The organism is Mesorhizobium sp. Root554, from assembly GCF_001427025.1.
Lineage (GTDB): Bacteria > Pseudomonadota > Alphaproteobacteria > Rhizobiales > Rhizobiaceae > Mesorhizobium.
Window position 1 is genome coordinate 2,356,908 of record NZ_LMGA01000001.1, and the last position, 12,814, is coordinate 2,369,721.

The following is a 12,814-nucleotide window of genomic DNA, read 5'->3' on the forward strand; positions in this document are numbered from 1 at the left end:
GGCAATTGATCTCCGGCGATGGTTTGTCGTCGTGCAGCTGGTCCAACGTATGGAATTTTCACGGCCATGCCCCGCCGCGCAAATTTTCCTTCTGGCCAAAGCCCTCCCATAGGCCATAATCGCCGCGCCGATCTTTCAGCCGCAGGATCGGATGATTGATCATAGCGCCGCATGGTGCGCCCAGGCGTTGGAGTTGTTCATGCCGCAATTCATTCTTTCCCGCCGCACGCTGATGACCGCCTCCGCCGCGCTCCTGGCCTCGACTGCCCTGCCCAGCATTGCGCGGGCGCAGGCGAGCGGCGGACGGCTCGTGGTCGCGGCCGACTCCGAACCGCCGAATCTCAACCCGGCCATTGTCGCATCAAACGGCGTGTTCTTTGTCGCCAGCAAGGTGGTCGAGCCGCTGGCGGAGGCCGCTTATGACGGCAAGGATGGGCTCGCCCCTCGGCTCGCGGTGAGCTGGGAGGGTGCTGCCGACGGACTGTCGGCCACCTTCAAGCTGCGCGAAGGCGTGAAGTGGCATGACGGCAAGCCCTTCACCTCGGCCGACGTCGCCTTTTCGGCGCTGCAGGTGTGGAAGCCGCTGCAGAACCTTGGCCGCACCATCTTCAAGGATTTGGTCGCCGTCGATACGCCCGACGAATTGACGGCCGTCTTCAAATTCGGCAAGCCGACGCCTTTCCAGCTCATCCGAAACGCGCTGCCGGTGGTAACGAGCGTCGTGCCGAAGCACATATACGAAACCGGCAAGATCGAGGACAACCCGGCCAATATTGCGCCGATCGGCACCGGTCCGTTCAAGTTCGCCGAACACAAGGCGGGCCAATATTACCGGCTGACGAAGAACGAGGATTACTGGGGCGAGAACCAGCCCCTTCTGGACGAGATCATCTATCAGGTTCTGCCCGACCGCGCCGCCGCGGCCAGCGCGCTGGAGGCGGAGGAAATCCACCTCGCCGCCTTCTCGGCCGTGCCGCTCGCCGACCTCGACCGCATCTCGAAGGTTCCCGGCCTTCAGGTCGTCACCAAGGGTTATGAGGGCCTGACCTATCAGCTGGTGGTGGAGATAAACCATCGCCGCAAGGAACTGGCGGACCTCAAGGTGCGGCAGGCGATCGCGCATGCCATCGACAAGGATTTCGTCGTCAAGACCGTGTTCCTCGGCTATGCCGCCGCCGCCACCGGCCCGGTGCCGAAGAACGACCCGCAATTCTACACGCCCGACGTCGAGACCTATCCCTTCGACGTCGCCAAGGCGAACGCGCTGCTCGACGAGGCCGGCTATGCCAAGGGCGCCGACGGCAAGCGTTTCACGCTGAAACTCCTGCCGGCGCCGTACTTCAACGAGACGAAGCAATTCGGCGACTATCTGCGCCAGGCGCTCGCCGCCATCGGCATTGATGCGCAACTGGTCAACAACGATTCCGCCGCGCACCAGAAGGCGGTCTACACCGAACACGCCTTCGACCTGGCTGTCGGCCCGCCCGTGTTCCGCGGCGATCCGGCGATTTCCACGACCATCCTCGTACAGAGCGGCATTCCGGACGGCGTGCCCTTCTCCAACCAGGGCGGCTACAAGAACGAGGAGCTGGACGCCATCATCGAGAAGGCTTCGGAAACGCTCGACGCGAGCGCGCGCACCGAACTCTACAAGGAGTTCCAGAAGAAAGTCGCCGCCGACCTGCCGCTGATCAATGTCGCGGAATGGAGCTTCATCTCGGTCGCCCGCGACAGCGTCAAGAACATCGCCAACAATCCCCGCTGGGCCGTATCCAACTGGGCGGATACGGCGGTGGAGGTGTGACTTGAAGCATTCGTCCGCCGACAGTTAGAGTCGGAGGATGAATATGTCGAAAGGCACCCCCCTCTGCCCTGCCGGGCATCTCCCCCTCAAGGGGGGAGATCAGCCTTCATGTCGGCCTTCGCCAACCACAAACGCTGCCGTTGGGGGCAGGACGTGGAAATTGCCAATCTCCTCCCTTGAGGGGGAGATGCCCGGCAGGGCAGAGGGGGGTGTCTCCTGCAAGCTGGTTGAGCGTTCGTTTGGCATCGCCCTTACGCTTTTGGATAAAAGGGCGCCATCATGAACCGCGCCCTTCGCCTCCTGCGCCGCCGCCTCGTCGGCTCGGTCTTCGTGCTGCTGATCGTTGTCGTCGGCACGTTCTTCCTGCTGGAGGCTGCCCCCGGCGACGCGGTGGACGCCTATATCGGTTCCATCGGCGGCGATGCCGGCCTTGCTGAATTGCTGCGGCAGCGCTGGGGGCTCGATCAGTCGACAGGGACGCGCCTGGCCGCCTATCTCTGGGCGCTTCTGCACCTCGATCTCGGCCACTCCGTCGCTTTCTCCCGCCCGATCCGCGACATTCTCCTGGAACGCCTGCCCAACACGCTGCTTTTGATGGGCAGCGCCACCGCGCTTTCCTTTTTCCTCGGCTCGGCCCTGGGCATCGTCGCCGGCGCGCGGCCCGGCTCCTTCCGCGACCGTTTCCTGTCCATCGGCTCGCTGGCGCTTTATGCCGTGCCCGGCTTCTGGCTGGCGCTGGTTCTGGTCATCGTCTTCGCCGTCGACCTGCGCTGGTTCCCCATTGCCGGCATCGAGACCATCGCCTCCGGCAAGACCGGCCTCGCCCGTGCTGCCGACATCATCCACCATCTCGTCCTGCCGGTGACGGCGCTCGGCTTTATCTATCTGGCGCTTTACCTGCGCATGATGCGCGCCGGCATGGCCGAGGTCTGGCGACAGGACTTCGTGCTGGCGCTGCGGGCGCGCGGCATTCCGCGACGGCGTATCGTGCTTGCCCATGTCGCCCGCAACGCGCTTCTGCCGCTCGTCACCATGCTGGGGCTCCAATCGGCGCAGATGCTGGGCGGCAGCGTCGTCATCGAAAGCGTGTTTTCCGTGCCGGGCCTCGGAAGGCTGGCGCAGGAAGCCGTCACCGCGCGCGACACGCCGCTTCTGCTCGGCATCATCCTGATCAGCGCCGTGCTGGTCGTGGTCATCAATCTGCTGGTCGATCTGGCATACGCCTTTCTCGATCCGCGCGTCGGCGCCAGCGAGGCCGGCGCGTGAGCCTTCGCCGCTTCACCCGGACACCGGAGGCCGTGGCTGGCGTCGTCGTCCTGGCCTTGCTCGCCATCATGGCGCTGGCCGCGCCTTTCCTCTTCCCCGGTGACCCGCAGTCGATCGCCGGTCCGGCACTGGTGCGGCCATTTCAGGATTGGGCATTTCCGCTCGGAACCGACCGGCTGGGCCGCGATGTGCTGGCCGAACTCTTCCACGGCGCCCGCACCTCGCTCGCCGTTGGCCTTGCCGCCGCTGCCGCCTCCCTGGCGATCGGAACGATCGTCGGCACGCTGGCCGGTTTTGCCGGCGGCATCGTGGATGAAATCCTGATGCGCATCACCGATGCCTTCCAGACCGTGCCGGGCTTCCTGCTGGCGCTGGCCTTCGTCAGCGTCGTCGGCCCGTCGCTTGGAGTCGTGGTCATCGCTATCGCGCTGTCGGCCTGGACCGGGCCGGCCAGGGTCGCGCGCGCCGAAGTGCTGTCGATCCGCGAGCGCGACTATGTCGCCAGCGCCCGTGTCGCCGGCATGCATCCGCTCGCAATCGCCTTCCGCGAGGTGATGCCGAATGCCCTGCCGCCGGTGCTGGCGCTGTCTTCGGTCATGGTCGCGGGCGCGATCCTGACCGAGGCGGCGCTCTCCTTCCTCGGTCTCGGCGACCCCAACCGCGTCACCTGGGGCGGCATGATCGCCGAGGGCCGCGCCGTGCTGCGCACCGCGCCCTTCCTCTCCATCGCGCCGGGCGTCATGCTGGTATTCACCGTGCTCGGCGTCTATCTCGCCGGCGAAGGCATCGTCGAAAACTCGGCCGTCAAGCGGGGTCTCGCATGAGCGCCGCGGAACTTTCACCCTCGCGGTCGCCGCTTCTGTCGGTCCGCGGCTTGACCGTTGCCTATCGCGGCAGCGATGCCTCGGCCATCCGCGATGTCAGCATCGACGTGTTGACCGGTGAATGTCTCGCCGTCATCGGCGAAAGCGGATCTGGCAAAAGCACGCTTGCCCTTGCCGTGGCCGGCCTGCTTCCGGCTTCGGCCCGGACAACCGGGCACCTGGAATGGCCCGGCCTCGGCCGCGCGGCGCTGGGCGGAAGCGACATCGGCTTCATCTTCCAGGATCCCGCCGCCAGCCTCGATCCGGTGATGAGCGTCGGCAGGCAGGTCGCCGAAGTCGTGCGCACCCATCTGGGCCTCGGTTGGCGCGAGGCATACGGCGAGGCGGCCGAATTGCTTGCCCGTGTCAAACTGCCGGAAAGGACATTCGACGCCTATCCGCATCAGCTCTCCGGCGGACAAAAGCAGCGGGTCGCCATCGCCGCCGCCATTGCCGCTCGCCCGCGCCTGCTGATCGCGGACGAGGCGACAAGCGCACTGGATACGATTGTCCAGGCGGAGATCGTCGCGCTGATCGCCCGGCTGGTGGCCGAAGATGCGATGACGTTGCTGTTCATCAGCCACGATATCGCGCTGGCCGCCCAGATCGCCGACCGTATCGCCGTTTTCCGCGATGGCCAGTTGCTGGAGCTCGGCACAACCGCCGAGGTGATCGGCCATCCGCGCCATGATTACACGCGCATGCTTCTTTCCTCGCATATCGGGCTCGACGTCGCGCCGATGCTGGCCGCACCCCGATGACCGACAAGCTGCTGACCGTGTCAGGGCTGTCAAAGCGCTTCAAGCGCCGTGGCGACGACATTGCGGCGGTGGCGCAGGCGGAGTTCGATCTCGAACCGGCGGAAACGCTGGCGCTGGTCGGGCCGTCCGGCAGTGGCAAATCCACCATTGCGCGCTTGCTGCTGCGGCTGATCGAGCCGGACGCCGGGCGCATCATCTTCGAGGGCGACGATTGGCTGGCCTTGCGGGGCAGCGCCCTGCGTGCCCGGCGCGCGCGGTTGCAGATGGTGTTTCAGGATCCGCTCTCGGCCTTCAACCCGCGCACCACCGTGGCGCGTGCCCTGGAAGACCCGCTGCGCATCCACGCCATCGTTCCGCGCGCTGGACGGCCCCAGGCTGTCGCCGCATTGCTGGATCGTGTCGGGCTGTCGGCTTCGCTGGCGTCGCGCGCGATCCATGAGATTTCCGGCGGCCAGCGCCAGCGCGTTGCCATTGCGCGGGCGATTGCCACGAAACCGTCGCTGATCGTGCTCGACGAAGCCGTTTCGGCCCTCGATGTCTCGGTGCGTGGCAAGATTCTGGAATTGCTGAACGACCTGCAGAGGCAGGAACACATCGCTTATCTCTTCATTTCGCACGATATCGCGCTGGTGCGTGCTTTCGCCCATCGCGTCGCCATTCTCGATGCGGGCTGCATCGTCGAACAAGGTCCGGCCCGTGCGGTGATCGATGCGCCGCAATCGGCCGTCGGCAAGGCATTGCTGGCAGCGGCGCCCAGACTTCACAGGAACAGGATAGAGGACGTGCCGTGATGAAAACAGACCGGGCCGCACTTGCCGCGAGGGTCGAAAAGCTGGCTGCCGAACTGGAAGCCGCGTTCCGCAACCGCGCCCATCTCTACCGGCTGATGCTGGAGGAACTGACCGGCGAGATGGGAGCCGAGGCAGCCGAAGCGTTGATGACGCGCACCGTAACGCGATACGGACAGGAAGTGGCAGCGGCGGCCTTCGGTGGCTTTGGCCCGCATGACGCGAAGGCGCTGGGCGAGGCGTTCCTGGCCGCAAGCCCGAATGGCGGGCACATGTATCCGACGGATGTCGAACGTGGCGCGGACGAAATCACCTTCAAGGTGCGGCGCTGCCCGCTGAAGGACGCCTGGACCGCCGCGGGTGTCGGCGACGAGAAACTGACGACACTCTGTCGCATCGCCGGCGCCTTCGACCGCGGCCTGTTCGAAGCGACCGGAGTACGGTTCAGCAACGTGACGTGGTCGCCCGGCCATAGCTCCGGCTGTTGCCGCATATCGTTGGCGAATGGCAGTAAGTAAGTAGTTACTTACTTATTTTTCTCCTTGCCGCAACTCTACGCGCCTGATCTTCCCTGAAATCGTCTTCGGCAGCGCATCGACGAATTCGATCTCGCGCGGACATTTGTACGGTGCGGTAAGCTTCCTGCAGAAATCCTGGATGTTTTTGGCCAGCTCCTCGCTCGGCGCAAACCCCTTGGCGAGAATGACATAGGCTTTGACGATCTGGCCGCGCGTTTCATCCGGCTTGCCAATGACAGCGCTCTCGGCCACCGCTTCGTGCTCGATCAGCGCACTCTCAACCTCGAAGGGGCTGATGCGGTATCCCGCCGATGAAATCAGATCGTCGGAGCGGCCGACGAACCACAGATAGCCGTCCTTGTCGCGTCGGGCCGTGTCGCCGGTATAGTACCAGCCGTTTCGAAACAAGCCGGTATCCAGCGCCGCCCCGGTATAATAGCCGTGGAACAGCCCGCCCGGATAGGGATCGGTGACCTTGACCGCGATATGCCCGACCTCTTCGTCCGCCACGCGGTTGCCGTCGTCGTCGACAACATCGACATCATAGCCGGGAACCGGCCGTCCCATCGAACCGAAACGCACCTCCTCTCCCGGATAGTTGGCGACGATGTTGATCGTTTCCGTCTGGCCATAGCCATCGCCGATCACGGTGCCGGTAGCCTTCTTCCAGATGCGCATGACTTCCGGGTTGAGCGGTTCACCGGCGCCCAGCGACCGGCGCAGACTGGACAAGTCATATTTCGTCAGGTCGAGTTGCGCGAACAGCCGATAGACCGTGGGAGGTGCGCAGAACGTCGTAACCTTCAGCTTACCGATAAGCTTGAGATGCATGTCGGCGTCGAACGCGCCTTCGCCATTGTAGAGCACAATCGGCGCGCCCAGCAGCATCTGCGGAAACAGCATCCCCCATGCCGCCTTCGCCCAGCCTGTATCGGTCAGCGACCAATGCACGTCGGTCGGCCGCAAATCCATCCAGAACAGGCCGGTCGCCGCATGCGCCAGCGCATAGCCATGGTCGCGGGGCACCATCTTCGGCATCGATGTCGTGCCGGAAGTGAAATAGGCCATCATCAGGTCGGTCGCGTTCGTGTCGGCCGGGCGCTCGAAACGAGGCGCGGCGTCGCTCAGCAGATCGTCGAGCGACATCCAGCCTTTACGCTCGCCATCGACCAAGATGAGCGTCCTCAGCGTCGGGCACTTGCCGGCGATCTGTTCAACCTTGTCGCAATGCTCGGATGTAACGATCGCCATCGTCGCGCCGGAATGGTTCACCCGGTATTCGATGTCGTGGGCGGTGAGCAGGTTGGTTCCGGGCATCGAGATGACGCCGGCCTTCATGCAACCGAACAGGACCGTATACCAGGCCGGCACCCGGCCAATGACGACGCAGGCGAAATCGCCCCGCTTGGCGCCTAGCGACACCAGCGCGTTGGCGAAACGGCTGGAGCTGTCCGAAAGTTCGGAATAGGAGACGTGCCGCACCGTTTCGCCGTCGCGCGACACGGCAATGACCGCGGTCCCATCATTCCTGGCCGCGCGCTCGTCAATGATATCGAAGGCGAAATTGAAATTATGCGGCGTTTCAAGCCGGAAATTCTTGCGCGCATGCGCGTAATTGCGATCGACTGACGAAAAATCCATGCGTTTCCTCCTTGAAAAGCACAGTGGCCTCTATCGCCTGTTCCTCGGGTAGCGCGATCGCGCCGACATTGCCATCGAACCAAAGACTATAGGAACCGGGACTCTCTTTCCAATGAATGGGTCGGGGCAATGTCCCGCAACAACTTCGGATAAAAGGGCCTATTTGGCAGTCTGCGGCGCCTTGCCATAACCACCCGGCGTCGGCGTGCGGACTATGACAGCATCCCCTTCTTCCAGGGTCGTACGGTCGCAGCCTCCCAGAGGCTGCACAGCGCCGGATCGCCGCCGCACCGAATTCTCTCCAACCTGGCCTGGATCGCCGCCCTCCAGCCCGAAAGGCGGAATGCGGCGATGCCCACTCAGGATCGACATCTCCAGCCTCGCGCGCGCTCGGATCGTCCGCTGTACGCCGTCGCCGCCGGACCATTTGCCGCGCCCGCCGGAATTCGGCCGAATATGGAAATCCTCCAGCACCACGGGAAAGCGAGTTTCCAGAATCTCGGGGTCGGTCAGTCGGGAGTTCGTCATATGCGTGTGGACGGCATCCGTCCCATTGAAGCCGGGACCAGCCGGCGAGCCGGAGCAGATCGTTTCGTAATACTGAACCGTGTCATTGCCGAAGGTGAGGTTGTTCATGGTGCCTTGCGCGGCGGCCATGGCTTTGGTCGCGCCGAAGAGGCAGTTCGTCACCGCCTGACTGACCTCGACATTCCCGGCCACCACGGCGGCGGGATAGCGGGGCGAAAGCATCGAACCCGGTGGAATGATCATCCTGATTGGCCGCAGGCACCCGGCATTCATCGGGATATCGCCCTTCACCAGCACGCGGAAGACATAAAGCACCGCTGCGCGCGTCACCGGTTCGGGCGCGTTGAAATTATCGGCGCGCTGGTCCGACGTGCCGGTGAAATCAACCGTGGCTTCACGCTTGGCGCGGTCGATGGAAATCCTGACCTTGATCACGCAGCCCTGATCCATCTCGAGGGTGAACTCGCCGTCCGGCAATTGGTCCAGGACGCGGCGAACGTTTTCCGCGGCATTGTCCTGCACGTGCCCCATATAGGCCTGCACGACATCGTTGCCGAATTGCTCGATCATCTTGTCGAGTTCAGCGGCGCCCTTCTCGTTGGCGGCGACCTGCGCCTTGATGTCGTTGACGTTCTGCGTCAAATTCCGCACCGGGTACGGTCCGTCGGTCAGCAGCGCCGTCAATTCCCGCTCGCGGAAACGGCCCTCGTCCACCAGTTTGAAATTGTCGATATAAATGCCCTCTTCCTCGATATTGACCGCCAGCGGCGACATCGAGCCCGGCGCGATGCCGCCAATATCAGCATGGTGGCCACGGCTGGCGACCCAGAAGCGGACATGCCTGCCTTCCGGATCGAACACCGGCGTGCAGACGGTCAGGTCAGGCAAATGCGTGCCGCCATTATATGGGGCATTTATGAGAAAGACGTCGCCCGGCCGGATGACCTCGTTGCCGCGGATGATTGCCGCCACCGACGCATCCATCGAACCCAGATGCACCGGCATATGCGGCGCATTGGCGACCAGATTGCCCTCAGGATCGAAGACGGCGCAGGAAAAGTCGAGCCGCTCCTTGATGTTCACCGAATAGGCGGTGTTCTGCAGCGTCACGCCCATCTGCTCGGCGATGGACATGAACAGGTTGTTGAAGATTTCGAGCAGGATCGGATCCGCGTCCGAGCCGATGGCGGTCGACTTCGGCAGCGGCTCGATGCGCATGAGAAGCATATGGTCCTTCGGCGTCAACCGTGCCTGCCAGCCGCTTTCGACCACGATGGTCTGGTTGGGTTCGACGATGATCGACGGGCCGGTGACGGTATCACCCACTTCGATCTCGTCGCGCAGGACGACGGCGGCATCGTGGGACGCGCCCTGCGAAAAGAACCGATGCTTGCGTCTCGCGATCGCCTCGCGTCCTGCCTTCGCTTCGCCATCCTTTTCGACGGCGGCTCCGCCTCCACCCACCGCTTCAACCTCCACCGCGTCGACGACCAACCCTCTCGTATCGTCAATGAAGCCGAAACGACGCTTGTGCAGCTTTGCGAATTCATCCCGCAGGCGCTTGGCTTCGTCCCGGGGTGGATAGATCGCCTCGACGGGGATGGCCGTATCCGTTCCTTCATAGCGAATGTGCGCGCGCACATGCACACGCGCCGCTTCCTTGGCGATGCCTTGCACCGACAGTTCGGCAAGGCAGGCGGCCTCCAGTTCGCCGGCGAGGTCGGCAATGATGCCGGGAGCCTCGCAATCCAGCCGCACGCCCGCCGATTTCTGCCGCGAGGCTCGTATGTCGGCCAGCCCCATGCCATAGGCAGACAAGAGCCCGGACATTGGGTGAATGAGTATGCTTTCCATGCCCAGCGCATCGGCCACCAAGCAGGCATGCTGCCCGCCCGCCCCGCCGAAGCAATTGAGCGCATAACGGGCCACGTTGTAGCCGCGCTGGACGGAGATCTTCTTGATCGCCTCAGCCATGTTGGCGACGGCGATGCGAATGAACCCGTCGGCCAACTCTTGCGGCGACCGGTCGTCGCCGAGATCGGCGGCGATCTTTTCAAACCGGTCTTGAACGATCGCAGCGTCCAGCCGTTCATCCTGATTCCTGCCGAACAGGGGAGGAAAATAGTCCGGCACGAGTTTGCCGAGCATGACGTTGGCGTCTGTCACCGTAAGCGGTCCGCCATTGCGATAGCAGGCAGGTCCGGGATTGGCGCCGGCCGAATCGGGACCAACACGGAATCGGCCGCCATCGGCGTGCAGGACCGAACCGCCGCCTGCCGCGACCGTATGGATCAGCATCATCGGCGCGCGAACGCGCACGCCAGCAACTTGCGTTTCGAAGGCGCGCTCATATTCGCCGTCGAAATGCGCGACATCGGTCGACGTACCGCCCATGTCGAAACCGATGACCTTGTCGAAACCGGCCGCGGCGCCGGTCTGCGCCAGGCCGACGACACCGCCTGCCGGACCGGAAAGGATCGCATCCTTGCCCTGGAACATTTCGGCGGCCGTCAGCCCGCCCGACGACATCATGAACAGGATGCGCGCGCCGGTGCGTTCGATGTCGAGCTCCCGCGAAACCTGCGAAACATAGCGCGACAAAACCGGAGACAGATAGGCGTCGACCACGGTCGTATCGCCACGGCCGACATATTTCAGCAGCGGCGACACTTCGTGACTCACAGAAACCTGGGAAAATCCCTTGTCGCGAGCGAGCCGCGCCACGACTTGTTCATGCTGCGGAAACTTGTAGCCATGCATGAAAACGATGGCGATGGCGTCGAAGCCTTGGCTCTTCAGCCGATCCAGTTCTCGTTCCGCTGCCGCTTCATCGAGGGGAAGCTCAACCTCACCCTCCGCAAGGATGCGTTCTTCCAGCTCGACCGTTTCTGCATAAAGCGCCTCGGGCTTGACGATCTCGGTGGCGAAGATGTTGCTCCGCTCCTGATAACCGATCCGGAGCGCATCCCTGAATCCCCTGGTGGTAATCAACGCCAACCGCTCGCCCTTGCGCTCGAGCAGGGCGTTGGTGGCCACCGTCGTGCCCATGCGGACTTCGCCTATCAAGCCTGCTGGGATAGCGGCTCCATCATCAAGGCCGAGCAGCAGCCGGATGCCATGGACGGCTGCATCGCCATAGGCCTGGGGATTTTCAGACAACACCTTGCGCGCATGGAGAGCACCGGCGGGATCACGGCCAATCACATCGGTGAACGTGCCGCCGCGATCGACCCAGAAATCCCAAGCATCATTCGCCATCCCAACTCCACCACGACCACGCTGTCCAGTCTCGATGACCTATAGCATCATCGTGTGGCAGGTCAGCACCCACTCACTCAAATCGGCGCGGGTGACGCATTGCAGTCCGAAGGCGGCTCTTCGCAGCATCAGGACAACAAAAAACCCGCCAGACAAGGGATCTGACGGGTTGGATTTTAGGTGCAAGCAGTCCTGCGAAGTGAGGCTCATATTTCCAGTGATCTTAGTAGCCGGCGCCCCGACAGACGAGTAGCTGGAAGCTAGCCCATCGCCAAAAAGAAAAAGCCCGGCGCAAGGCCGGGCTGATTTTGGTTGCGGGAGTAGGATTTGAACCTACGACCTTCAGGTTATGAGCCTGACGAGCTACCGGGCTGCTCCATCCCGCGTCAAATTATATAAGCAGACGCTTACTTTTAATACCTGCCGCCAAATGAAAAGGCCGCTTGCGCGGCCCGGAGTTCCCTTTGGCGGGCCTATCGTGATCGAGAAGATTTTCGCCACATCGACCCAAAATCATTTCCGATCTTGGAAAGTACGATGTGAACTTAGAACGTGCGCTTTGCAGACCTGGCAGCGACTTACTCTCCCGCGTCTTGAGACGAAGTACCATCAGCGCTGGAACGTTTCACGGCCGAGTTCGGAATGGGATCGGGTGCAGCCGCTCCGCCATAACCACCAGGTCGGCAAAGCGCACGTTTGTTTCGAGAAGCTGTTGTCTTTTGTGCCATCCACCGCTTTCGCGATGGGCATAAGGAATGAGAACGATCAAGCCGATCGAACTATTAGTACCGGTAAGCTTCAAGCGTTGCCGCTCTTCCACACCCGGCCTATCAACGTGGTCGTCTTCCACGGTTCTCAGGGAATACTCGTTTTAAGGTGGGTTTCCCGCTTAGATGCCTTCAGCGGTTATCCCGTCCGGATATAGCTACCCTGCTATGCGGCTGGCGCCACAACAGGTCCACCAGAGATCCGTCCATCCCGGTCCTCTCGTACTAGGGACAGATCCTTTCAATATTCCTACACCCACGGCAGATAGGGACCGAACTGTCTCACGACGTTCTGAACCCAACTCACGTACCGCTTTAAATGGCGAACAGCCATACCCTTGGGACCTGCTCCAGCCCCAGGATGCGATGAGTCGACATCGAGGTGCCAAACAACCCCGTCGATATGGACTCTTGGGGGTCATCAGCCTGTTATCCCCGGCGTACCTTTTATCCGTTGAGCGATGGCCCTTCCACGCGGGACCACCGGATCACTATGACCGACTTTCGTCTCTGCTCGACTTGTCAGTCTCGCAGTCAGGCAGGCTTATGCCATTGCACTCAGCGAACGATTTCCGACCGTTCTGAGCCCACCATCGCGCGCCTCCGTTACTCTTTAGGAG

Annotated in this window: 8 protein-coding genes, 1 tRNA gene and 2 rRNA genes (1 of these 11 running past the window's edge); 6 read left to right on the forward strand and 5 right to left on the reverse strand. The window is 62.8% G+C overall.

The window, feature by feature from the left end:
- Positions 1–199: 199 nt before the first annotated feature.
- The 6 genes from ASD44_RS11515 to ASD44_RS11540 all read left to right on the forward strand — a co-directional run bounded on the left by ASD44_RS11515 (position 200) and on the right by ASD44_RS11540 (position 6,000).
- On the forward strand, positions 200–1,804 hold the full coding sequence (locus ASD44_RS11515) for an ABC transporter substrate-binding protein (protein WP_056115967.1): 1,605 nt from the start codon (positions 200–202) through the stop codon (positions 1,802–1,804).
- A gap of 279 nt (positions 1,805–2,083) precedes the next feature.
- Complete coding sequence (locus ASD44_RS11520) at positions 2,084–3,070, forward strand: ABC transporter permease (protein WP_056111905.1); 987 nt, start codon at positions 2,084–2,086, stop codon at positions 3,068–3,070.
- Positions 3,067–3,894, forward strand: coding sequence for an ABC transporter permease (locus tag ASD44_RS11525; protein WP_056111908.1), 828 nt, complete (start codon positions 3,067–3,069; stop codon positions 3,892–3,894). Before ASD44_RS11520 ends, ASD44_RS11525 begins: the two co-directional genes overlap by 4 nt.
- Complete coding sequence (locus ASD44_RS11530) at positions 3,891–4,694, forward strand: ABC transporter ATP-binding protein (RefSeq protein WP_056111911.1); 804 nt, start codon at positions 3,891–3,893, stop codon at positions 4,692–4,694. Before ASD44_RS11525 ends, ASD44_RS11530 begins: the two co-directional genes overlap by 4 nt.
- A complete protein-coding gene (locus ASD44_RS11535; RefSeq protein ID WP_056111914.1) occupies positions 4,691–5,485 on the forward strand; it encodes an ATP-binding cassette domain-containing protein in 795 nt (264 codons plus the stop codon). Before ASD44_RS11530 ends, ASD44_RS11535 begins: the two co-directional genes overlap by 4 nt.
- The gene (locus ASD44_RS11540; protein ID WP_056111917.1) at positions 5,485–6,000 is read left to right on the forward strand and encodes an L-2-amino-thiazoline-4-carboxylic acid hydrolase; all 516 of its coding nucleotides are present in this window, start codon (positions 5,485–5,487) and stop codon (positions 5,998–6,000) included. The genes ASD44_RS11535 and ASD44_RS11540 overlap by 1 nt, the downstream gene beginning before the upstream one ends.
- Before the next feature lie 12 nt (positions 6,001–6,012).
- Here ASD44_RS11540 and ASD44_RS11545 read toward each other — a convergent pair whose 3' ends face one another.
- The 5 genes from ASD44_RS11545 to ASD44_RS11565 form a co-directional block, all read right to left on the reverse strand.
- Complete coding sequence (locus tag ASD44_RS11545) at positions 6,013–7,641, reverse strand: AMP-binding protein (protein WP_056111920.1); 1,629 nt, start codon at positions 7,639–7,641, stop codon at positions 6,013–6,015.
- Positions 7,642–7,800: 159 nt separating this feature from the next.
- Positions 7,801–11,427, reverse strand: a complete 3,627-nt coding sequence (locus ASD44_RS11550; protein WP_056111923.1) for a hydantoinase B/oxoprolinase family protein — start codon at positions 11,425–11,427, stop codon at positions 7,801–7,803.
- Between the two features lie 309 nt (positions 11,428–11,736).
- Positions 11,737–11,813, reverse strand: a tRNA-Met gene (locus ASD44_RS11555).
- Positions 11,814–11,992: 179 nt separating this feature from the next.
- Positions 11,993–12,107 (reverse strand): 5S ribosomal RNA (gene rrf, locus ASD44_RS11560).
- Between the two features lie 81 nt (positions 12,108–12,188).
- Positions 12,189–12,814 (reverse strand): 23S ribosomal RNA (locus tag ASD44_RS11565); it runs 2,172 nt beyond the window's last position.